The 20729-nt window shown below is 71.8% G+C and carries 21 protein-coding genes; 7 read left to right on the top strand and 14 right to left on the bottom strand.

Annotated features, from left to right (window positions below):
• Nucleotides 1-309: 309 nt before the first annotated feature.
• Nucleotides 310-1116: an enoyl-CoA hydratase/isomerase family protein gene (locus tag ACIQ5Y_RS29245; RefSeq protein WP_403886841.1), complete on the top strand. Its 807-nt coding sequence runs from the start codon at nucleotides 310-312 to the stop codon at nucleotides 1114-1116.
• 20 nt (nucleotides 1117-1136) lie between these two features.
• Here ACIQ5Y_RS29245 and ACIQ5Y_RS29240 read toward each other — a convergent pair whose 3' ends face one another.
• From ACIQ5Y_RS29240 to ACIQ5Y_RS29230, 3 genes are all read right to left on the bottom strand, one after another.
• Nucleotides 1137-1931 (bottom strand): VOC family protein, encoded by a 795-nt coding sequence (locus tag ACIQ5Y_RS29240; RefSeq protein WP_403886838.1) that lies wholly within the window; start codon nucleotides 1929-1931, stop codon nucleotides 1137-1139.
• Nucleotides 1932-2029: 98 nt separating this feature from the next.
• On the bottom strand, nucleotides 2030-2797 hold the full coding sequence (locus tag ACIQ5Y_RS29235; RefSeq protein ID WP_403886835.1) for a hypothetical protein: 768 nt from the start codon (nucleotides 2795-2797) through the stop codon (nucleotides 2030-2032).
• Nucleotides 2798-2843: 46 nt separating this feature from the next.
• A complete protein-coding gene (locus tag ACIQ5Y_RS29230; protein WP_403886832.1) occupies nucleotides 2844-3683 on the bottom strand; it encodes a hypothetical protein in 840 nt (279 codons plus the stop codon).
• Nucleotides 3684-3879: 196 nt separating this feature from the next.
• On the opposite strand from ACIQ5Y_RS29230, the gene ACIQ5Y_RS29225 reads away from it, so the two are divergent.
• Together ACIQ5Y_RS29225 and ACIQ5Y_RS29220 are read left to right on the top strand one after the other, a co-directional pair.
• A complete protein-coding gene (locus ACIQ5Y_RS29225; protein WP_403886830.1) occupies nucleotides 3880-4506 on the top strand; it encodes a flavin reductase family protein in 627 nt (208 codons plus the stop codon).
• 123 nt (nucleotides 4507-4629) lie between these two features.
• Complete coding sequence (locus ACIQ5Y_RS29220; RefSeq protein ID WP_403886921.1) at nucleotides 4630-5565, top strand: D-alanyl-D-alanine carboxypeptidase family protein; 936 nt, start codon at nucleotides 4630-4632, stop codon at nucleotides 5563-5565.
• A 135-nt stretch (nucleotides 5566-5700) separates the two neighbouring features.
• On the opposite strand, the gene ACIQ5Y_RS29215 is transcribed toward ACIQ5Y_RS29220, so the two are convergent.
• Genes ACIQ5Y_RS29215 through ACIQ5Y_RS29205 form a run of 3 tightly spaced genes read right to left on the bottom strand, consistent with a single transcriptional unit; the run spans nucleotide 5701 to nucleotide 8907 of the window.
• On the bottom strand, nucleotides 5701-6768 hold the full coding sequence (locus ACIQ5Y_RS29215) for a Zn-dependent alcohol dehydrogenase (protein ID WP_403886827.1): 1068 nt from the start codon (nucleotides 6766-6768) through the stop codon (nucleotides 5701-5703).
• Nucleotides 6765-7982: an acyl-CoA dehydrogenase family protein gene (locus ACIQ5Y_RS29210; RefSeq protein ID WP_403886824.1), complete on the bottom strand. Its 1218-nt coding sequence runs from the start codon at nucleotides 7980-7982 to the stop codon at nucleotides 6765-6767. Before ACIQ5Y_RS29210 ends, ACIQ5Y_RS29215 begins: the two co-directional genes overlap by 4 nt.
• A gap of 13 nt (nucleotides 7983-7995) precedes the next feature.
• Nucleotides 7996-8907, bottom strand: a complete 912-nt coding sequence (locus ACIQ5Y_RS29205; RefSeq protein ID WP_403886821.1) for an SDR family oxidoreductase — start codon at nucleotides 8905-8907, stop codon at nucleotides 7996-7998.
• Nucleotides 8908-9014: 107 nt separating this feature from the next.
• Here ACIQ5Y_RS29205 and ACIQ5Y_RS29200 point away from each other — a divergent pair, with 107 nt between their 5' ends.
• Nucleotides 9015-9941 carry a cyclase family protein gene (locus ACIQ5Y_RS29200; protein ID WP_403886818.1) on the top strand — a complete coding sequence of 309 codons (927 nt, stop codon included), beginning with the start codon at nucleotides 9015-9017 and terminating at the stop codon, nucleotides 9939-9941.
• 20 nt (nucleotides 9942-9961) lie between these two features.
• Here the strand turns inward: ACIQ5Y_RS29200 and ACIQ5Y_RS29195 are convergent, their stop codons facing one another.
• On the bottom strand, nucleotides 9962-10312 hold the full coding sequence (locus ACIQ5Y_RS29195; RefSeq protein WP_403886815.1) for a hypothetical protein: 351 nt from the start codon (nucleotides 10310-10312) through the stop codon (nucleotides 9962-9964).
• 297 nt (nucleotides 10313-10609) lie between these two features.
• Here ACIQ5Y_RS29195 and ACIQ5Y_RS29190 point away from each other — a divergent pair, with 297 nt between their 5' ends.
• The gene (locus ACIQ5Y_RS29190) at nucleotides 10610-11317 is read left to right on the top strand and encodes a hypothetical protein (RefSeq protein ID WP_403886812.1); all 708 of its coding nucleotides are present in this window, start codon (nucleotides 10610-10612) and stop codon (nucleotides 11315-11317) included.
• Between the two features lie 18 nt (nucleotides 11318-11335).
• Nucleotides 11336-12859: a S1 RNA-binding domain-containing protein gene (locus ACIQ5Y_RS29185; protein WP_403886810.1), complete on the top strand. Its 1524-nt coding sequence runs from the start codon at nucleotides 11336-11338 to the stop codon at nucleotides 12857-12859.
• A 45-nt stretch (nucleotides 12860-12904) separates the two neighbouring features.
• Here the strand turns inward: ACIQ5Y_RS29185 and ACIQ5Y_RS29180 are convergent, their stop codons facing one another.
• The 7 genes from ACIQ5Y_RS29180 to ACIQ5Y_RS29150 all read right to left on the bottom strand — a co-directional run bounded on the left by ACIQ5Y_RS29180 (nucleotide 12905) and on the right by ACIQ5Y_RS29150 (nucleotide 18547).
• Nucleotides 12905-13219 (bottom strand): hypothetical protein, encoded by a 315-nt coding sequence (locus tag ACIQ5Y_RS29180; protein ID WP_403886807.1) that lies wholly within the window; start codon nucleotides 13217-13219, stop codon nucleotides 12905-12907.
• Nucleotides 13220-13234: 15 nt separating this feature from the next.
• Nucleotides 13235-13657 carry a hypothetical protein gene (locus ACIQ5Y_RS29175; RefSeq protein WP_403886804.1) on the bottom strand — a complete coding sequence of 141 codons (423 nt, stop codon included), beginning with the start codon at nucleotides 13655-13657 and terminating at the stop codon, nucleotides 13235-13237.
• 65 nt (nucleotides 13658-13722) lie between these two features.
• Nucleotides 13723-14130 carry a VOC family protein gene (locus ACIQ5Y_RS29170; protein ID WP_403886801.1) on the bottom strand — a complete coding sequence of 136 codons (408 nt, stop codon included), beginning with the start codon at nucleotides 14128-14130 and terminating at the stop codon, nucleotides 13723-13725.
• Nucleotides 14131-14480: 350 nt separating this feature from the next.
• Complete coding sequence (locus ACIQ5Y_RS29165; RefSeq protein WP_403886798.1) at nucleotides 14481-14945, bottom strand: ATP-binding protein; 465 nt, start codon at nucleotides 14943-14945, stop codon at nucleotides 14481-14483.
• A 319-nt stretch (nucleotides 14946-15264) separates the two neighbouring features.
• Nucleotides 15265-16179 carry an acyl-CoA dehydrogenase family protein gene (locus ACIQ5Y_RS29160; RefSeq protein ID WP_403886795.1) on the bottom strand — a complete coding sequence of 305 codons (915 nt, stop codon included), beginning with the start codon at nucleotides 16177-16179 and terminating at the stop codon, nucleotides 15265-15267.
• Between the two features lie 5 nt (nucleotides 16180-16184).
• Nucleotides 16185-17339: an acyl-CoA dehydrogenase gene (locus ACIQ5Y_RS29155; protein ID WP_403886792.1), complete on the bottom strand. Its 1155-nt coding sequence runs from the start codon at nucleotides 17337-17339 to the stop codon at nucleotides 16185-16187.
• The gene (locus ACIQ5Y_RS29150) at nucleotides 17339-18547 is read right to left on the bottom strand and encodes an amidohydrolase family protein (protein ID WP_403886789.1); all 1209 of its coding nucleotides are present in this window, start codon (nucleotides 18545-18547) and stop codon (nucleotides 17339-17341) included. The genes ACIQ5Y_RS29155 and ACIQ5Y_RS29150 overlap by 1 nt, the downstream gene beginning before the upstream one ends.
• Before the next feature lie 148 nt (nucleotides 18548-18695).
• On the opposite strand from ACIQ5Y_RS29150, the gene ACIQ5Y_RS29145 reads away from it, so the two are divergent.
• A complete protein-coding gene (locus ACIQ5Y_RS29145; protein ID WP_403886786.1) occupies nucleotides 18696-20360 on the top strand; it encodes a class I adenylate-forming enzyme family protein in 1665 nt (554 codons plus the stop codon).
• Nucleotides 20361-20729: the final 369 nt, after the last annotated feature.

Raw genomic sequence — 20729 nt, 5'->3', positions numbered from 1 at the left:
GGCGCCGAAATGCCGCTCCGCGGCACCGGGGCTCCGCCCGGGCCCCGCGCCTCAAAACGCCGGCGGGGCTGGATTGGGCTGCTGCCGTCCGCCAACCAGCCCCGCCGGGGAAAACCAGGCCCCGCCGGCGTTTGAGGCGCGGGGGTCTGGGGCCGGAGCCCCCGGAACGGGTCCGGGCGGAGCCCGGGAAACGGAGAAAGGGCGGGGAGGGGACCAGCTCCGCGCAGCGCCCCACCGCGGCCCCACCACTCGACCGCCGATCCGCCGATCCGCCGACCATCCACCCACCCCCGAACGGGAGTTCAAAAGATGACCGAGGCCCAGGACGCGACCATCCTCCACCGCACGGACAACAACGTCTCCTGGATCACCCTCAACCGCCCCGACGCCATGAACGCCCTCACCTGGGACCAACGCGAACGCGTGATCACCCTGCTCGCAGACGCCTCCGCCGACCCCGCCGTCCGCGCCGTGGTCATCACGGCCACCGGCAAGGGCTTCTGCGCCGGCGCCGACCTCCGCGGAGCCCCGGCCTCGGGCGGCACCGACCGCGTGGCGGGGGACGTCGCCCGCATGATCCGCCTCGGTGCGCAGCGCCTGATCACCGCGGTCCTCGACTGCGAGAAGCCGGTCATCGCCGCCGTCAACGGCACGGCCGCCGGCATCGGCGCCCACCTCGCCCTCGCCTGTGACCTCGTCATCGCCGCCGACACCGCCCGCTTCATCGAGGTGTTCGTCCGCCGCGGCCTCGTTCCCGACGGCGGCGGCGCGTACCTCCTCCCCCGACTCGTCGGCCCGCAGAAGGCCAAGGAGCTGATGTTCTTCGGCGACGCCCTCCCCGCCGCCGAAGCCGCCGGCCTCGGCCTGGTCAACAAGGTGGTCCCGTCCCAGGACCTGGAGGCCGTCGCCCGCGAGTGGGCCGAGCGTCTCGCCCAGGGTCCGACCCGGGCCATCGCCATGACGAAGCAGCTCGTGAACGCCTCACTGGACGGTGACCGGGCGACCGCACTGGCCGCCGAGGCCACCGCTCAGGAGATCAACATGGCCACCGCCGACGCGAACGAGGGCGTGGCGAGCTTCGTGGAACGCCGCACACCCAAGTACCTCGGGCGCTGAGCCGGGAACGGGCAGGGCCCCTACATCTGCGGGTCCGGCTTCAGCAGCGCGAACACCGCTCCCGCCGGGTCCGAGCCCCACGCGATGCGGCCGACGCCGGGCACGTCCACCGCGGGCATCAGCACCTCACCGCCGTTGCCCTCGATCGCCACGGCGGCGGCGTCCACATCGGCCGCGTTGAAGTACGGCACCCAGCGCGGCAGCATGTTCGACGCCCCGCCCGCACCCTCGCCAAGGGGTGCGATCCCCCCGAAGGACGTCTGCTGCTTGTCCCCCTCGGCGGTGCTCAGCACCCGGTACGTCATGCCGGGTGTCTGCATCTCCTCGTGCCGCCAGCCGAAGAGCCCGTAGTAGAAGGCGATGGCCGAAGCCGGGTCGGGGACGTGCAGTTCCACCCACACCAGGCTGTTCACCGCGGACGTCAGCTCCAGCCCGGCCGTCTTCCCCGGCTGCCAGCACGCGAACTGCGCGCCCTGCGGGTCGGTGAACTGGGCCATCCAGCCCTCGCCCATCACGTCCATGGGCTGCGCGCGCACCGTACCGCCCACGTCCCCGACGGCCCGAGCCGTGACGCGGATGTTCTCGGGTTGGAAGTACGGCATCCAAGCGGAAGCCGCGCCGCCCTCGGTGAGGGGTCCGACCGCTGCCACGGTCTTCCCCGCCACCTGGAAGAACCCGTACCCGCCGGCGTCGGGCCCGGCGGATACGAAGTCCCAGCCGAAGACGGACCGGTAGAACGCGGCGGAGGCGTCGACGTCGGGGCTGCCGAGGTCGAGCCAGTTGGGTGATCCGGTGCGGAAGTCGGTGCCGAGCATGGGCGGGTCTCCCAGGGTGGTGAGGATTCGGGTGCGCCCGACACGATGCCGAACACCGCGCACGGGAGTACGTACCCGCCGCCCGCCGGACGGGGGCTTCACCCGAGTGGAGGTACCGACCCGGCCGTGGCGGGGGCGCCCTGGAGGGAGGGCAGGCCCCGGAACTGGTCGTAGAAGGCCGCCTTCAGCTGCAGGGAACGTTCCTCGGCTTCCCTGAAGCAGTCGTCCGCCGCCCCGCCCGCGAGCAGTTCGCCGAGCCGCCTCGCCAACCGGTCGGGATGGGTCGTGGACAGCAGGGAGACCGTCTCCAGCGAGTTCCGCTTGGCGTCGTGGAGGTGGTGCGGGTAGTAAAAGCGGGACCGGTTCGCGCCCTCGCGCCCCATGCGCGGTTCCATCCGCTCCCACAGCCGGCCGTACTCGACGGAGACCAGGACCTCGCCCCAGAACCGCAGGATCGTCAGCAGTCGCAGGTCGGCGTCGTCCTGGGCACCCGCGTCGGCGATGAGGTCGAAGGTCGCGTCGATGGCCTGCCTGGTCTCGGCGGTGGGCCGCGTCCGGACGAGGGCGTCCCGGGAGACGCCGAGCCTGAGGATGTCCTGCTTCATGTCCTCGCGGTGCGAGGGCGTGTATCCCTGGCCGTCCGGATACTCCTCGCGCAGGATGACCCGTGCGATCCGCAGGCCGACCTCGTCGCGCAGCAGGTCGATGGCCAGGTCGTAGGCCGGGGTGAAGGCGATCGAGAGGAACCGCCGCTGGAGCAGGACCTCGCCGAAGTCCTCGTCCGAGAGCCGCCCGATGTTCGCCAGTACCGGGTGCCCTTTGAAGCGTTCGATCAGTTCGTCCTCGAAACGGTCCAGTTCTCGCATGGTGCCTGCCTCGCCTTTCGTTCTCGCCGCCTACCCGCTCACCACGTCACATGCCGTTGCTGCCGAGCCACCCCTGCAAGTCGCCGAGATCCACTTCGAGGCCGATGCGCCACAGCGTCGCCAGCTCCTGCCGGACCTCTGCGCCCATCACCGTGTCGTCCCCGTCGATCTCGGTCTGGGTGCACTGGATGGCGAGCCGACCGTGCAGGAAGGAGCTGACGAGGTAGTGCTCGTCGGCCTTGTACACGGCAATCGAGGGGAGGGAGTTGTACACCTTCACCCGCAGCCGCTCCCGGTGCTCGGGCCGGAGGGATCCGTGGAGTGCGGCCAGGCTGCTCAGGCAGTGCCGGACGTCCAGGTTCACGTCGGCCTCCGGCGGGCGGCCCTCCGCGGCGGCCAGTGCCTCGTCGCGGAATCCGGCCACCTGGGAGGAAGGGAGCAGCAGCAGGATGCGTACCTGTACCTGCCGGTCGACGAGGGCCTGCTTCAGCACGTGCTTGAACTCGTGCAGGTTGGGGATCCAGGTCTGCAGGATGACGACCTCCCGCGCGGCCGTCTCCACGTACCCGGTGAAGAGCTCCACGGGAAAGCGGCCGTGGACCCGGACCACCCCGCTGTAGTGCTCGCTCCTCTGGCGCTTCGCGATGGCCTCGATGTCGAGCCTGGACAGCTGGGAGTGGACGTTGTCCAGTAACTCCAGGCGTCCTATCTCCAGCAGCACCGTCCCGGTGACCACGCTCAGGATCAGCAGGGTGAGCTTGGTGACGCCTCCGGGGGCCACTTTGTCGAGCCACCCGAGGGTGTCGGCGATCGAGACCACGATGCCCGCGGCCGCCATCACGGCCAGCCCCGTCCGCTCGGCCCGCCGGCGAAGATCGCTGCCCATCCCCATCCCAGCCTCCCTCGGGGCGGCCACACTGCCGTCGGCGCCGACTGTACCGACGCGTCGCCGCCGGAGGCGAGGAGTTCGCTCCCCATGTCCCGTTCGTCACACGGGAGTTCAGGGCGGCGCGGCGACGTGGCGGCCGCGGTGGTCCCACACCTTCCCATCTGACGCTCCGTCAGGTTCAATCTTCGATGTGATGGGACACGCAGGGATGGCGGCCACCGTCGTCCGATACCTCAGGTCAGTAGGCTCCCCCACCTCCACCGCGGCGGAAGCGGAGTCCGTGGACGTTCTGCCGCGCCCCGACCTGCGGGCCGTCGGGGAGGACGAACGCGCCCCGGTGAGCCCCGCCGAGTTCCGGGCCGTGCTCGGGAACTTCGCCAGCGGGGTCACCGTCATCACGGCCCCGCCGGGCGAGGGGGAGGACGGGCCGGCCGGCTTCGCCTGCCAGTCCTTCGCCTCGCTCTCCCTCGACCCGCCACTGGTCACCTTCATGGTGGCCCGTACGTCGACCACCTGGCCCCGCATCGCCCGCGCCGGGGTCTTCTGCGTGAACATCCTCGGCGCGGAACAGGGTGAGCTGTGCCGGGCCTTCGCCGTCAGCGGCGCCGACAAGTTCGCCGGGGTGGGCCACAGCCCCGCCCCCGCCACCGGGTCGCCGCAGCTCGACGACGTGCCCGCCTGGATCGACTGCCGGATCCACGCCGTCCACACCGGCGGCGACCACCTCATCGTCGTGGGCCGGGTCGAGGCCATGGGCGCGGCCGGCGAGGACGGCCCGCTGCTGTTCCACAAGGGCAGGTTCGGGCGGTTCAGCGCCTGAGCACCCGCCTTCCTGCAAACCAGGCTACCGATGCGTAAGCTCCCCCCGGGGGCCGAGGGACCCACCTGTCGTCCCGGCCTCTCGATTTCCACTACTCCAGGGGGATTTGGCTTGATTGTGAACATGATGCGCCGCGCGCGTGGCGCAGTCGCCGTCGGCGTCGCCACGGGGGCCCTGCTCGTCGCCGCCGTACCGGCCGCGTCGGCCGCGCCGGTCGCCGCGCCTCCGAACACCGCCGCCGGTGCGATCCTGATCGACGGCACCACCGGGGCCACGCTCAGCAGCAAGTACGGCGACGTCAAGCGGCAGGGCGCGAGCACCACGAAGATCATGACGGCCGCCGTGATCATCGGAACGCCCGGTGTGGACCTCAACAAGAAGGTCACCATCCAGCAGGAATACCTGGACTACGTCGTCCGGGAAGGCGCGAGCACCGCCCACCTGAAGGCCGGCGCCACGCCGACCGTCCGTCAGCTCCTCTACGGCCTGATGCTGCCGTCGGGCTGCGACGCGGCCTACGCGCTCGCCGACACCTTCGGCAAGGGCGCGACCACGGCGGAGCGCACCAAGGACTTCATCGCGCAGATGAACACGAAGGCGAAGGCCCTGGGCATGACCGGGACCACCTACGACTCCTTCGATGGCATCTCGCCGACCGGCAACAACCTCACGACCCCGCTCGACCTCGCGAAGCTGACGAAGAACACGATGCGGAGCACCACGTTCCAGGCGATCGTGAAGGCCACGTCGTACAGCAGTGGCGGCACCTCCACCGACGCCACCTGGTACAACACCAACCTGCTCATCCGCGAGCGTCCCACCGGCTACGCGTACCCGGGTGCGATCGGCGTCAAGACCGGCACCGGCAGCACGGCGGGCAAGTGCCTCGTCTTCGCCGCGACCCGCAACGGCAAGACCGTCATCGGCGTCGTGCTGAACGACGAGGAGCGCTACGCGGACGCGATGGCGCTCATGGACTGGGCGCTCGGCGCGAGCACCGGCTCCGGGGCTGCGCTGCAGCGCAGCAACACCGAGCCGATCCCCGACGTCCTCGACTGACGCTGACGTCGACACCGACACCGACACCGACGTTGACTTTCGGTTGACGTCGATGCGGTCGACAGCTCCTCCGCCGGCGGGAACGACCACCCGCCGGCGGGGGAGCTTCGTCGTTTCCGGGCCGGGCCCGGCCCCTCAGAAGGTCAGCACGCCCCGCGCCACCCGCCCGTGGTGGGCGTCGTCGACGGCCTTCGCGAAGTCCTCGACCGGGTAGACCTCCGTGACCAGCTCGTCCAGCAGCAGCCTGCCCTGCCGGTAGAGCTCCGCGTAGAGCGCGATGTCGCGCTGCGGGCGCGAGGAGCCGTACCGGCAGCCCATGATGGTCTTGTCGAGGTACATCGAGGAGACCTGGAAGGACGCCTCCTCCTTGAAGCCGGGCACGCCGAGCAGGATCGCCTGCCCGTGCCGGTCCAGGAGGTCGACGGCCTGGCGGATCAGCTTGACGTTGCCCACGCACTCGAAGGCGTGGTCCGCCCCGGTCGGGAGGATCTCCTTCACCGCGGCCGAGGAGTCCGCCACCGCCGACGCGTCGATGAAGTGCGTGGCCCCGAACTGCCGGGCCACCGCCTCCTTCGCCGGGTTCGCGTCGACCGCCACGATGGTGGTCGCCCCCGCGATCCGCGCGCCCTGGAGCACGTTCAGCCCGATCCCGCCGGTGCCGATGACGACCACCGACTCGCCCCGGTCCACGCGGGCCCGGTTCAGGACCGCGCCCACACCCGTCAGCACCCCGCAGCCGATCAGCGCCGCCGAGGTCGCCGGGATGTCCGCCGGGATCTTCACGGCCTGCACGGCCTTGACGATCGTGCGTTCCGCGAAGGCCGAGTTGGACGCGAACTGGAACAGCGGCTTCCCGCCCCGCGAGAAGGGCTGCCCCGGCATCCCGATCGCCTTGCGGCACATCGTGGGCCGCCCCCGGTCGCAGTCCGCGCACGCCCCGCAGTTGGCCAGCGTGGACAGCGCCACGTGGTCCCCCGGCGCCACGTGCGTGACCCCGGAGCCGACCGCCTCCACCACCCCCGCGCCCTCGTGGCCGAGGACGACCGGCGGCGGGAAGGGGATCGTCCCGTCAATCACCGAGAGGTCGCTGTGGCACAGCCCGGCCGCCGATATCGCGACCAGCACCTCCCCCGGCCCCGGGTCCCGGATCTCCAGGTCATCGACCACCTGCGCCTGCTTGCCGTCGAATACGACGCCTCTCACCGCGACTCCTTAGGCAGGCCGAGCACGCGCTCGGCGATGATGTTCCGCTGGATCTCGTCCGAACCGCCGTAGATCGTGTCGGCACGGGTGAACAGGAACAGCCGCTGCTCCTCGTCGAGCCCGAGCTCGTACGGGAGCCCGGGCTCCCACGGCGTCGCGGTCGGCCCGGCCGTCGCCGCCGCGCCGCGCACCTCGACCGCGAGCTCGCCGAGCCGTTTGTGCCAGCCGCCCCACAGCAGCTTGGCCACGCTCGGGGCCCCCGGATCCCCTTCGGCGCCCAGCGTCCGCAGGGCGTTCCACCGCATGGTGCGCAGCTCCGCCCACTGGCGCACGAGCCGGTCCCGCAGCACGGGATCGCCCGCGCCGGACGCCGCGCCGGACGCCGCGTACGAGGCCAGTACGCGCTCCAGCTCGGCCGCGAAACCGATCTGCTGGACCAGCGTCGAGACCCCGCGCTCCAGCGCGAGCAGCCCCATGGCCACGCCCCAGCCCTCGCCCTCCGCGCCGACGACCTCGGCCGCGACCGCCCCGTCGAAGAAGACCTCGTTGAACTCCGAGGTCCCCGACATCTGGCGGATGGGCCGCACCTCGACCCGCCCCGGCTGGTCCATCCGTACGAGGAGGAACGACAGCCCCCGGTGGCGGCGCGAGCCCGGCTCGGTGCGGGCCAGGACGAAGCACCAGTCGGCGTCCTGCGCGAGCGAGGTCCAGATCTTCTGGCCGGTGACCCGGTACAGCCCGTCGGCCGGGTCCCGGACCGCCGCCGTGCGGATCGCGGCGAGGTCGGACCCGGCGCCGGGCTCGCTGTAGCCCTGGCACCACAGCTCCTCGCCCGCCGCGATGCCGGGGAGGAAGCGGCCCTGCTGCTCCTGGGAGCCGTAGGCGATGAGCGTCGGCGCGAGGAGGTTCTCCCCGATGTGGCCGACCCGGCCGGGCGCGCGCAGTGCCGCGTACTCCTCGGCCCACACCACCTGCCCGGTCAGCGAGAGCCGCCGCTGCCCGTACGCCCCCTCCGGCGCGTCCCAGCCCTGCCCGATCCAGCCCCCGCGGCCCAGCTCGCGCTCCCACGCGCGCCGGGCGCCGACCTCCTCGTGCTCGCTGCCCGGTCCGCCGAGGCCGACCGCCTGCGCGTACGGGCCGACGAGGTGCTCCGTCAGCCACGCCCGGGCGTGGCCTCGCAGTTCCTCGTCCTTCGCCCCGAAGCCGAAATCCACGGCGCTCCCCCCGTCAGGCGTTGGGGCGGTCCTTGGCGGCCGCCGCCTTGGCCATGGCCTCCAGCTGGGCCAGCATCGGCATCGGGTCCTTGCCGACGGTCCCGGGGAGGAAGTCGGCGATCTTCTCCGGGGTCCAGGTGCCCTCGGCGTACCCGGCGCGCAGTTCGCGCGGCTGCGCCCAGACGGCGATCTTGGGGCCGGCGATCGTGTAGACCTGCCCGGTGATGTCCTCGGCCTTGGCGCGGTCGCTGAGCAGGTAGGTGACGAGCGCGGCCACGTCCTCGGGCTCGCCGATCTCCTTGAGCTCCATGGGGACGTTGGCCGACATGCGGGTGCGGGCGACGGGCGCGACGGCGTTGGCGGTGACCCCGTACTTGGCGAGTCCGAGGGCGGCGCTGCGTACGAGCGAGATGATCCCGCCCTTGGCGGCGCTGTAGTTGGCCTGGGCGACGGAGCCCTGGTGGTTGCCGCTGGTGAAGCCGATGAGCGTGCCGGTGCCCTGCTTGCGCATCACGGCGGAGGCGGCGCGGAACACGGTGAAGGTGCCCTTGAGGTGGGTGGCGACCACCGGGTCCCACTCCTCCTCGGACATGTTGAAGAGCATCCGCTCGCGCAGGATGCCGGCGACGCACACGACCCCGTCGATGCGTCCGTACTGCGCGAGCGCGGTGTCGACGATGCGCTGGCCGCCCGCCATGGTGGAGATGTCGTCCGCGACGGCGACGGCCTCGCCGCCCGCGGCGAGGATCTCCTTCACCACGCCTTCGGCGATCTCGCTCGTCGGCTCGCCGCCCTCGATCCCCACGCCGTAGTCGTTGACGACGACCTTGGCCCCCTCGGCGGCCGCGGCGAGTGCCACGGCCCGCCCGATGCCCCGGCCGGCGCCGGTGACGGCGACGACTTTGCCTGCCAAGAAGTTCCCCACGTCCGGCCCCTTCCCACGTTTTCTGACGGACCGTTAGATTCTATGGGCACGCCGACGCCGGAGCACAAGCCCCAGTCGCCTTCTCACGCAAGGAGCCGTCGACGCCCATGACCCTGCCCGCCGAGTTCCACGACATCGCCAAGCGCGTCAACAACTGGGGCCGCTGGGGGGCCGAAGACGAGATCGGCACCCTCAACCTCATCACCGACGAGGTGGTCCGCGCCGCCGCGGCGGAGATCCGCAGCGGCCGCCGCATACCGCTCGCCCTGCCCCTCAAGGAGGACGGGGTCCAGGCCGGCATGATCCCCGGCCGGGTCAACCCGCTGCACACGATGGTGCAGATCAACCAGGAGCTCTTCGGCCCGGGCACGGTCGCGTGCAGCGACGACGCCGTGACCATGGGCCTCCAGTCGGCCACCCACTGGGACGCCCTGACCCACGTCTCCCACTCGGGCCGGATCTACAACGGCCGCCCGGCGTCCACGATCACGGCGCACGGCCGCGCCGAGTTCAGCGGCATCGACAAGGCCGGCCACATCGTCTCGCGCGGGGTCCTGCTCGACGTGGCCCGAGCGAAGGGCCTCGACCGCCTCCCGGGCGGGCACGCCATCACCCCCGAAGACCTGGCCGAGGCGGAGGAGTTCGGCGGGGTCACGGTCCGCGCGGGCGACATCGTCCTGGTCCGCACCGGCCAGATCCAGGTCTACCTGGCGGGCGACAAGCACGGGTACGGCTTCCCGTCACCCGGCCTGTCCGTACGCACCCCGGAGTGGTTCCACGCCCGGGACGTCGCGGCGGTCGCCAACGACACCCTCACCTTCGAGATCTTCCCGCCGGAGATCGAGAACCTCTGGCTCCCGGTGCACGCCCTCGACCTCGTGGAGATGGGCATGCACCAGGGCCAGAACTGGAACCTCGAAAAGTTGTCCACAGCCTGTGCAGAAGAAAGCCGGTACGCGTTCCTCCTCTCGGCGATGCCGGAACCCTTCGTCGGCGCGGTCGGAACCCCGGTCGCCCCGGTGGCGATCCTCTGACCCCTTCCGCCCTCCGAGGATCAGCGGGTGGCGCTCCACCCGTTGCGCGCGCACAGCGACTGCTTCTCGGCGTCGGTGAGCCGGACACCGGGCTGCGCCCGGTCCAACTTGGCGACGCCGGCCGCCGAACCGTCGGCCTTGTAACAGGTGACCGACTCGGTGTCCGGCCCGCCGGCGACGGGGGCCGGCGCGGCCTCCGACGCGCCGGCGGCCGGGGTCGCGGCCGCCGGGGTCGCGGCCGCCGGGGTCTGCGGCGCGCCCCCTTCCCCCACCCCGCCCACATCCTGCGCCGACCCGCACCCGGCGGCCACCAGTGCCAGTACGGCCGCCGTTCCCGCTGTCACGGCCTTGATCGCGATCCGCTCGAACAACGTCCACCTCTACTGCCGCTAGTCCCTACGGGCCGTGCGCCCACGGTGTGGCGGCAGGCTGCCGAACGTATCCACGCGGCCGGCGCGGCGACCAGAACCGGCGCACGGAAGCGGCCGGAACCAGCGGGAGTAGGACCGATTCCGGGTGCATCCGCCCGATGCGCCCGGGCCGGCGCGCACTGCGTTCAGGAGCCAACGACCAGACGGGCACACCCCCCTGGAACCATGAGGTGTCCATGACGCGTCACCGGTCGCGCGTCACGCCCCCGGACCCCACCGCCGTCCCCAGGAGGAGCCATGGCAAACCCGTATCAGGTACCCCCGCCCCCGCCCCCGCCACGCCGCTCGAACAACACGGCCACCATCCTCGTGATCGTCTTCGTGGTCATCGCCGCCATCTACGGCGCCTCCCGAGTGCTGCTCGCGGACGACACCAAGAACGACAACAAGCCCTCGTCGTCGGCCTCCACCCCGGGCTCCCCCTCCACCAAGACCTCCGACCCCGGCAACCCGGAGTCCTCCTCCGACACCTCCAGCTCCTGGAAGGTCGGCGACTGCGGCGGCCCGGACCCGGCCAACAAGCCCGACGGCTACCGGCCCCAGAAGTGCAGTGCCTCAGGCGCCACCTTCAAGGCCATCGACATCAAGGAAGCCAGCATCCTCCCCGGCGCGATCCAGTGCCCGGCCGGCACCGACCTGATGATCGAGGTGAGCATCTCCTACAACGGCGGCAAGAGCGGCGGCATCCCGACCAACACCGTCTGCGGCCGCAACCTCTCCGGCGACCACCCGGGCGACGCGGGCGCCGGAGGCGGCCAGCTGGTGAAGGGCGACTGCGTGACCGACCAGGCCCAGGAAGTCCCGTGCGCGGGATCCCCCAAGGGCACGTACAAGGTCCTCGGCCTCGTCAAGACGAAGAGCGAATGCCCGTCGGGCACCACCGAACCCATGCAGCTCACGATGGCGGTCGGCCGCCCGTACGACGTGATCTGCGCGGAGGGCTAGGCCATCCCGCCCACCGCCATGACGCCCTTCGTCCACCGCGTCACCCCGTACGACCCCGCCGCACACGTGGCGGGGCCGTACGGCGGCACGAGCATCCCCTACGCCTCGCGGGAACAGGTGGCGGCCGCGTGCGTCGGGGCGGCGACCGGCTTCGCCCTGGCCGCCGGCGCCGACCGCCTCCTGATCGACAACCCCATGTCGGAGGGCTTCTTCTCCCACTCCGACAGACGAGGGTGGCAGGGCCACGGCCTGACCGGGCTCTTCCCGCCGGACCTGTCCGGCTACCACGACGGTGCGCGCGTCCCCCTGGCCACCGGACTGGGACTGCTGCGGGCCATGGTGCTGCGCGAGGGCGCCTGGTGCCGGCTGCACACCGAGGACGGGTTCTTCCTCCACGTCGGCCGGCACGACGACATCCACATCGGCGGCAGCCACCCCCAGGAGGAGGCCGCCGCCCGGGCCCGCCGGCTCGGCCTGACCGTCGTACAGGTGGACCACTCCCCCTACGATCCGGCCCTCGACGAGTCCGACGCACAGCCCGCGCCACCCGCCGACGCCACCTTCTGGACCCGTCTGTACGCACTGGTCGCCGAGCGCGGCGGAGTCCTGCTGGAAGAACAGCACGTGGCCAACGCCCGCCGCTGGCACCGCCTGACCGAGACCTCCCACATCACCGCGGTGCGCACCCGACTGGCCCCCCGAGCCCATGTCGCGGTCTGGCCGGACCTCACCGAGGACATCGACGCCGTCCGCACCACCCTGCGCAACACCGAGCACCTCGTACTGCTCGTCCAGCAGGAGCCCGACGGGTCCATCCGCCCCGCACGCATCGCCGAACCCTGGATGGGCCGCACCGACACCACCTACCCGACCATCATCGACGCCCCCGGACGGCGCGCCGGGCTCGTCCCCCTCCGGTCGGCCGACCACCCCCCGCTGCTCGCCGGAGTGCTGCCGGACGCGGACGGCGTCGTACGGGCCCGCCGGCGCACCAACCCCACCCCGGGCGACGAACGGCGGGCCCTGCTGGCCTCGCTGCGCGTCGGGGACGTGGTCACCGGCGTGGTGGCGAGCGGCCTGGACGATGTCGGAGTACACGTGGACCTCGACCACCCCGAGGGCTGGGCGCTCGGATTCCTGCGCGTTCCCGAGATGTCCTGGGAGTACTTCGAGTCGGTGGACGAGGTCGTCCCGATAGGCCGGGAGATCCGGGCCCAGGTCCTCCACGTCGACTTCGCCTCGGAGCGGGTGTCCCTCTCCCTCAAGGCTCTCCGGCCCGACCCCTGGCAGGCGTTCACGGAAACCCACCGGGACGGCGACACCCTCCCGGGCACCGTCACCAGGTCCGCGCCCTTCGGCCTGTTCGTCCGCCTGGCACCGGGCGTGGAGGGCCTGATCCACACCCCGGCCGCGACCGCCGCCCCCGACCCGGACCCCCCGGCGCCACGGATCGGGGACGAAATCACCGTCGCGCTCGTCGACATCGACCGGGAACGCCGCCGCATCAGCCTGGCGCCCGCCCCCACCCCCGCCGCCGACTGAGGCCCGCCGCCCGCCGCGGCTGATCGCGGCCGGCGGCGGCCGGGGTCACGACGCGGCCGACTCCGCCACGAACGCCCGGGCCTCCCGCAGATGGTCCAGACACTCGTCCACATCGGCCGGTACGAGCCGGACCCACTCCCTCATCGGATGCCCGGGCCGCGTCTCGCACGGCACACCGACCCCCGCCGCCACGAGCTCGGCGACCCGCCCGGCGGACAGCTTCACCACGACGTCCACTTCGGTGGCGAAGGCGTAGAACTTCCCGCCGGTCTTCACCCCGAGCGAGCGCAGCATGCGTCCCCGCTCGTCACCCGGATACTCGGCAGCCAGAACGGCCACGGCGTCCTCGAAGAGCTCCATGCGCGCCATTCTCGGTCAGTCCCAGGCGTTGAAGAGCAAGGCGCCCAGGGTCGGAGGCTCCCAGTACGCGATCTGCTTCACCTCGGAGGGCGACAGCACGGAGGTGTCCCACTCCCCGACCGCCGACAGCAGCTGCGCCGTGCTCGGCACCGCGAACCCGGCGTCCCCGAGCGCGGCCACCCCCCAGCCCGGCGGCTCCAGGAACTCGTCGGTGTAGCCGTACCGCCGTTCCGCGACGAAGGCGACCAGCGGCTGATGGGCATGGAAGAGCACCACCTGCTGCCGGCCGTCCCCATCGACGATCACGGCGCTGTGGAAGTTGTACGGGTACGCCTGCTCCGCGAAATCCCCGGGCTGCCCGTTCGCGGCGAGAGCAGCCGCGTACCAGGCGGCCCGGCACCGCCCGACCTCGATCACGGCGAGCGGGGCTTCGCCCACGTGCCAGAACCCCGTCGCCCCCTTCTCAAGCCGGAAGCCATCCTCCTGATCGCCCACGGGGCCCCTCACGCGTCCGCCGCCCCCGTCTCACCGAGCACTTCCAGGTAGTGCGCGTTGTACATGATCCCGAGCACGTTCCCAAAGGGATCGACCACGGAGGCCGTGACGAAACCCGGCCCGCGCTCCACAGGCCCCTCGTACTCCTTCGCCCCCATCGCCAACAGCCTCTCGAAGACGGCCCCCACCTCGTCCACGTGCCAGTACACGACGGCCCCACCGACCCCGCCCGCCGCACCCTGGGGCGCGTACCGCCGGTCGATCAGCCCCAGCTCGTGCTGGTAGTCCCCCAGCCGGAACTCGGCGTACCCGGGCCGCTCGAAGTAGGGCTCGGCGCCGAGCAGTTCGGAGTACCAGCGCTTCGCCGCGTCCAGATCGTCGGCCCAGAAACTGACCGTGGTAAGCCCTCGCAACATTTCCGCCCACTCCTTCGCCGCCACGACACCCGGATCCCCGCCGCGCACCCTCACCACGGCCGAGCCCGACTCTAGCCACCGACTAGGCCAGGAGCTGTCCTACTTGGCGTGTGTCATCGGGCGAGTCCGCGTCGGCCTTCGCCTCACCGGGGGGCGACGGCGACTGGTACCGGCAGGCAGGAGTCGGCGTGGAGCCACTGCGGGTGGCGGCGGCGCGCATGACGCCCCGAGCGCGGCACCGCGGCCGCCACCCCGCGACCCGCACTCGTCAAGGCAGGCCCTTGGCGTCCCCTCGCGTCGAATCGCTCCACACCAGGGTGATCAAGATGTGACGGATCGTCAATATCTCGTTAGAGGTACACGTGCGGTTCCCGACCGGAGGGGTGAATTTTCGACGGGCTGATCGTGGCCCCGTCCGAAGCCGCCTTCTCCGCCCGGTCGACCTCGCACCAGATCCGCTTGCCCGCACCCTCGCGCTGCCAGCCCCAACGGTCCGCCAGGCCGTCCACCAGCTCCAGGCCCCGGCCGTTGGTGTCGTCCCCCGCGGCCTGCCGGCGGTCCGGCGCGCGGTCGCTCGCGTCCGCGACCTCGACCCGTACGCCCGGCCCCCGGAACAGCATCCGCAGCACGGCCGGACAGCCCGTGTGCACCACGGCGTTCGTGACCAGCTCGGAGATCAGCAGGATCAGCGTCTCGGCGAGCGGCTCGTCGTCCCCTATGCCCGAACCCGCCAGTCGCGAGCGCGCCCACCGGCGGGCCCGGCCGACCTCGGCGGGGTCCGGTCCTACCTCCAGCTGAACCTGAAGCACCTGCACCGCTCACACCATCCGAACCGGCGGACACTTCGCCTCGCGACAGGACGGGATCACCCAGCGTGATCCCCTTGCCGAGCAGCATGGTTGACATACAGTCACCACAACAAGCGCTTCGGGCATATTCCCCCGCGATGGAGTGGGTGTGGTGCATACTGTGCGGCGCCCGCGCCGCTCAACCGCTCGCATCGTGGGAGCGTACCGTGGCGGGCCCGTGACTCCGGGCTGTTAGCGGGCGGGCGAAGGACACAAACCGATATCAACTCTCTGTAATCGGACATGCGTCCCCCGCCGTCCCACCCGTGCCTTCCGTGACAGCGCGCTACGAAGAAGCGGACACCAGCAGTTCTGCCGCCAGCAGCTCCTCCGCCTCCCCCGCCGTCCGCCACTGCTCCGCCCGCACCCACGCCCGCTTCAGGTGCAGGTGCACGTCCGCCTCCCACGTGAAGCCCATGCCGCCGTGCACCTGAAGGCAGTCCCGGGCGCCCCGCACCGCCGCCTCGTCCGCCAGCAGCTTCGCCGCCGCGATCTCACCGTCGTCGGCCGTCACCGCCGCCGCGTAGACCGCCGTACGGGCCACCTCCGCCCGTACCAGCATCTGCGCGCACAGGTGCTTCACCGCCTGGAACGCCCCGATCGGCTGCCCGAACTGCTCGCGCTCCCCCGCGTACCGCACCGCCAGCTCCACCGTCCGCAGCGCGCTGCCGACCTGGAGCGCCGCCGTGAGCAGCGCCCCCTCGGAGCGGTACGACGACACGTCCACGTCCGCGTCCTCGTACGAGGGGACCCGGTGCAGCGGTGTCAGCGGGTCCGCCGAGCGGACGGGGGAGCCACCGGGCAACCCCGGCGCCCCCAGCACCGCATCCGCCTCCCCCGCGTACGCCACCAGCCCCCCGCCCAGGTCGCAGGCCGTCACCACCGCCGTCCCCTCGGCCGCCCCCGGGACCACCCCGGCGGCCAGGTGCGTGGCCACCAGCGGCCCCGGCAGCAGGACCCGCCCGGCCTCCTCGAAGACCAGCACCGCCTCCGCGAGCCCGAGGCCGACACCCCCCTCGGACTCCGGCAGGCGCAACGCGAAGAAGCCCGCCTCGCCCAGCTCCCGCCACAGGGCACGGTCGATGACAGGGGCGCCCGAATCGACCGACGCCCGCAGCGCCTCGCGCCCGTACCGGCCCTCCAGCAGGTCGCGTACACCCGCCCGCAGGTCCTCCTGCTCCTCCGTCGGCTGGAAGTCCATGCCCCTCACCGGCCCTTCGGGAGGCCGAGGATCCGCTCGGCGACGATGTTCTGCTGGATCTGCGAGGTGCCGGCCGCGATCGTGTAGGAGAGGGAGGAGAGCCGGTCCAGGGTCCATTCCTCCTCCAGCACCAGGGACGACGCCCCCAGCACCTCCGCCGCCACCTCGTACAGCTCCTGCCGCGCGTGCGAGTAGGCCAGCTTGAAGACCGAGCCGCCGATCCCGGGGACCCCGCCGGCCCGCTGCGCCTCGCTCACGTTCCACTGCGTGAGCCGCCACAGCGCGCCGAACTCCCCGTACAGCCGCCCCAGCCTGCGCCGCAGCACCGGATCGTCCCAGCGGCCGTTCGCCCTTGCCGTGCGGGCCAGCTCACCGAGCGTCCGGCGGCAGGCGACGACCTCGCCCACGAAAGCCGTGCCCCGCTCGAAGGACAGCGTCACCATCGTGACCCGCCAGCCGTCGTTCTCCGCGCCGACGCGGTTCGCGACCGGGACCCGTACCTCGTCGAGGAACACCTCCGCGAACTCCGTCGACCCGGCGAGCGTGCGCAGCGGCCGCACCGTCACCCCCGGCGCGTCCATCGGCATGGCGAGCCAGGAGATCCCCCGGTGCTTGGGCGCCGCCGGATCGGTCCGCACCAGCAGCTCGCACCAGTCGGCGACCTCCGCGTGCGAGGTCCAGATCTTCGACCCGGTGATCACGTACTCGTCGCCGTCGCGGACCGCGCGCGTGCGCAGCGAGGCCAGGTCGGAGCCCGCCTCCGGCTCGCTGAAGCCCTGGCACCACACCTCGTCGCCGCGCAGCACGGGCGGCAGCCAGCGCGCCCGCTGCTCCGCCGTGCCCTCGGCGGCGATGGTCGGGCCGGCGTGCAGCAACCCGACGAAGTTCGCGCCGACGTAGGGGGCTCCCGCACGCTCGGTCTCCTCCAGGTAGATCAGGTGCTGCGTCGGGGTGGCCCCGCGGCCGCCCGCGTCCACCGGCCAGTGCAGTCCCGCGTACCCGGCCTCGTACAGCCTGCGCTGCCAGCCCATGTCGTACGCCCGCCGGCCCGGCCAGTCGTCGGGGGACGGCTTGGCGGGCAGCTCGGGCAGCACCTTGGCGAGCCACTCGCGCAGCCGCGCCCGGAACTCCCGCTCCTCCTCCGTGTAGGTCAGGTCCATCAACGGACCCTGTCGCGGTCGAGGTCGAGGCCGAGCATGCGGATGGCGTTGCCGCGCATCAGCTTGTAGACCGTCTCGTCGTCCAGCCCCTTCACGTGGTCGAGGGCGACGTCCTTGGTGTGCGGGAAGGTCGAGTCCACGTGCGGGTAGTCGGTCTCGAAGGTGGCGTTGTCGCGGCCCACCACGTCCAGCGAGGCGATGCCGTGCTTGTCGCGGAAGAAGCAGCAGAACATCTGCCGGTAGTAGTACGTGGACGGCGGCTCGGGGATGAGGTCGCGCACCCCGCCCCACGCCCGGTGCTCCTGCCAGACGTCGTCCGCGCGCTCCAGGGCGTACGGGATCCAGCCCATCTGGCCCTCGCTGTACGCCAGCTTCAGCGTCGGGAACTTCACCAGCACCCCGCTGAAGAGGAAGTCCATCATCGAGGCCATGGCGTTGTTGAAGCTGAGCGAGGCCTGCACGGCGGGCGGCGCGTCCGGGGAGGCGGCGGGCATCTGGGAGCTGGACCCGATGTGCATGTTGATCACCGTGCCGGTCTCCTGGCAGACGGCGAAGAAGGGGTCCCAGTAGCCGGAGTGGATGGACGGCAGTCCGAGGTACGTCGGGATCTCGGAGAAGGTCACCGCTCGCACGCCGCGGGCTGCGTTGCGCCGGATCTCCGCGACCGCGAGGTCGATGTCCCAGAGCGGGATGATGCAGAGCGGGATCAGCCGGCCGCCGCTGTCACCGCACCACTCCTCGACCATCCAGTCGTTGTACGCGCGGACACACGCGAGTGCCACCTCTTTGTCCTGCGCCTCCGCGAAGGTCTGCCCGCAGAAGCGCGGGAAGGTCGGGAAGCACAGGGAGGCCTCCACGTGGTTGAGGTCCATGTCGGCGAGCCGGGCCTTGGGGTCCCAGCAGCCGCGCCGCATCTCCTCGCGGGTGATGCCCTCCAGCGTCATGTCGTCGCGGTCGAAGCCGACGGCGGCGATGTTGCGCTTGTACGGGAACTTCAGGTCCTCGTAGATCCACCAGTCGGTCGGCGGGCCGTCGGGGTCCATGGTGATCACGTACTTGCCGCCGGTGTACTCCAGCTCGCCGATGCCGGCGGTGAGTGCCTTGGGGCCTCGGTCGCGGTACTTGGCCGGCAGCCAGACGTCGAAGAGGTGGGCGGGTTCGATCACGTGGTCGTCGACGCTGATGATCCGAGGCAGTTCCAGTCCCATTGGCCGTCTCCCCATTCCCGTACACGCATCCCATCAATCTGATGGATCGTCAGAAACAAGCTAGCCCCGCCACCCCTGGACCGACAAGCGTCAGCGCTCTACGCTCTGCGCTTGATCTGACTATCCGTCAGCTATGGGGAGGTCTGGGATGCCGGAGACGACGGAGACGACGGGGAGGACAGGGACGAGAGGGACGACAGGGACGACAGGGACGACGGGGACGACGGGGACGACGGGGACAGCCGCCGACACCGGAAGCACGGGGGACACGGCCACCGCGACGGAACTGAGCCGCAGCGCCACCCTCTGGGAGCTCGTCGCCCGCCGGGCAGCGCTCAGCCCCCGCACCACCGCCCTCATCGAGGCCGCCGAGGACCCCGCCGCCGACCGCACGCTGACCTTCGGCGAGCTCCGCGACCGCGCCGAACGCGTCGCCGCCGGCCTCTACGACATGGGCGTACGCCGGGGCACCGTCGTCGCCTGGCAGCTGCCCACCCGTATCGAGACGGTGCTCCTCTCGATCGCCCTCGCCCGCATCGGCGCCGTCCAGTCCCCCGTCATCCCCTTCTACCGCGACCGGGAGGTCGGCTTCGCGCTGCGCGAGTCCAAGGCCGAGTACTTCGCCGTCCCCGGCACCTGGCGGGGGTACGACCACACCGCGATGGCCTCCCGGCTCGGCGCGCGCGGCGTCTTCGAGGCGTACGAGACCCTCCCGGACGGCGACCCGGACCTGCTCCCCCCGCCGCCCGTCTCCGGCACCGACGTCCGGTGGATCTACTGGACCTCCGGCACCACCTCCGACCCCAAGGGCGTGCTGCACACCGACCGCTCCCTGATCGCCGGCGGCTCCTGCCTCGCGCACGCCCTGCACCTGACCCCGTCGGACGTGGGCTCGATGGCCTTCCCCTTCGCGCACATAGCCGGACCCGACTACACCGTGATGCTCCTCCTCTACGGCTTCCCGGCAGTCCTCTTCGAGAAGTTCGCGATGCCGGACGCCCTGGACGGCTACCGCCGCCACGGCGTCACCGTCGCCGGCGGCTCCACCGCCTTCTACTCGATGTTCCTCACCGAGCAGCGCAAGGACCCCACCACCCCGCTCATCCCCACCCTCCGCCTCCTCGCGGGCGGCGGCGCCCCCAAACCGCCGGAGATCTACCACGCCGTCGTACGCGAGCTCGGCTGCCAACTCACCCACGGCTACGGCATGACCGAAGTCCCGATGATCACCATGGGCGCCCCGGACGACACCCCCGAAAACCTCGCCACCACCGAGGGCCGCCCCCCGGAGGGCATGTCGATCCGCATCACCACCCCCGACGGCACCCCGCTCCCCCCGAACACGGACGGGGAGGTCCGCCTGCGCGGCGAAGCGGTCTGCCAGGGCTACCTGAACACCGACCAGTCAGCGGAGGTCTTCGACCGGGACGGCTACCTGATCACGGGCGACCTCGGCCACCTCACCCCGGACGGCTACCTGGTCCTCACGGGCCGCAGCAAGGACGTCATCATCCGCAAGGGCGAGAACATCTCGGCGAAGGAGATCGAGGACCTCCTCCACCAGCTCCCGGCGGTGGCGGACGTAGCGGTCATCGGCCTCCCCGACCCCACCCGCGGCGAACGCGTCTGCGCGGTCGTCGAACAACCCCCGGGCGCCACCCCCCTGACCCTCCCCCAGCTCACGTCCTACCTCCGCGCCCAGGGCCTGTCCCCACACAAACTCCCCGAACAACTGGAACTCCTGGACTCCCTCCCCCGCAACGACGCCTTGCGCAAGGTCCTGAAGTACCAACTCCGGGAGCGGTACGCCTGAGGGCGGGGGGTGGGGGTACGGGTTCACGCGCGGGCGGGACTTCTCCCCCCTCGGGCCGCCCCTGCGGGTCGGCGGCTGCCCACCCGCCTCCGGGTGCGGGCCGGTGAGGGTGCGGCACCTCGCGGCGCGGGGCCTGGACCGTGCGGGGTGCGGGGGCGGGGAGCCCCGGAGGCGCGGAGGATGAACAGCGGGTCGGGACCTGGGTTTGGCGGTGCCCCGGTTGGTCGGAGGTGGAAAGGATTGGGGGTTTCCCGTCAGTCCCATCGTCCTTCCGCGTCGGGCCGGCCTGTCAAGGGCGCTCCCTCCGGTCGCGTCGCTGCGCGACGGCCTTCGGCCGCCCTTGACAGACCGTCCCGCCACGGAAAGACA

It is taken from the genome of Streptomyces sp. NPDC096339, from assembly GCF_044762985.1.
In the GTDB taxonomy this organism is placed as follows: Bacteria; Actinomycetota; Actinomycetes; order Streptomycetales; family Streptomycetaceae; genus Streptomyces.
Note: the sequence above shows the minus strand (reverse complement) of the source record. Positions and strands in the feature narration are given on the sequence as shown.

Bases quoted from the DNA above. Each gene is read 5' to 3' on its own strand.
- ACIQ5Y_RS29245 (WP_403886841.1), top strand. From the start codon at position 310: ATGACCGAGGCCCAGGACGCGACCATCCTCCACCGCACGGACAACAAC.
- ACIQ5Y_RS29240 (WP_403886838.1), bottom strand. From the start codon at position 1,931: ATGCTCGGCACCGACTTCCGCACCGGATCACCCAACTGGCTCGACCTC.
- ACIQ5Y_RS29235 (WP_403886835.1), bottom strand. From the start codon at position 2,797: ATGCGAGAACTGGACCGTTTCGAGGACGAACTGATCGAACGCTTCAAA.
- ACIQ5Y_RS29230 (WP_403886832.1), bottom strand. From the start codon at position 3,683: ATGGGCAGCGATCTTCGCCGGCGGGCCGAGCGGACGGGGCTGGCCGTG.
- ACIQ5Y_RS29225 (WP_403886830.1), top strand. From the start codon at position 3,880: ATGGGACACGCAGGGATGGCGGCCACCGTCGTCCGATACCTCAGGTCA.
- ACIQ5Y_RS29220 (WP_403886921.1), top strand. From the start codon at position 4,630: ATGATGCGCCGCGCGCGTGGCGCAGTCGCCGTCGGCGTCGCCACGGGG.
- ACIQ5Y_RS29200 (WP_403886818.1), top strand. From the start codon at position 9,015: ATGACCCTGCCCGCCGAGTTCCACGACATCGCCAAGCGCGTCAACAAC.
- ACIQ5Y_RS29190 (WP_403886812.1), top strand. From the start codon at position 10,610: ATGGCAAACCCGTATCAGGTACCCCCGCCCCCGCCCCCGCCACGCCGC.
- ACIQ5Y_RS29185 (WP_403886810.1), top strand. From the start codon at position 11,336: ATGACGCCCTTCGTCCACCGCGTCACCCCGTACGACCCCGCCGCACAC.
- ACIQ5Y_RS29180 (WP_403886807.1), bottom strand. From the start codon at position 13,219: ATGGAGCTCTTCGAGGACGCCGTGGCCGTTCTGGCTGCCGAGTATCCG.
- ACIQ5Y_RS29170 (WP_403886801.1), bottom strand. From the start codon at position 14,130: ATGTTGCGAGGGCTTACCACGGTCAGTTTCTGGGCCGACGATCTGGAC.
- ACIQ5Y_RS29160 (WP_403886795.1), bottom strand. From the start codon at position 16,179: ATGGACTTCCAGCCGACGGAGGAGCAGGAGGACCTGCGGGCGGGTGTA.
- ACIQ5Y_RS29155 (WP_403886792.1), bottom strand. From the start codon at position 17,339: ATGGACCTGACCTACACGGAGGAGGAGCGGGAGTTCCGGGCGCGGCTG.
- ACIQ5Y_RS29150 (WP_403886789.1), bottom strand. From the start codon at position 18,547: ATGGGACTGGAACTGCCTCGGATCATCAGCGTCGACGACCACGTGATC.
- ACIQ5Y_RS29145 (WP_403886786.1), top strand. From the start codon at position 18,696: ATGCCGGAGACGACGGAGACGACGGGGAGGACAGGGACGAGAGGGACG.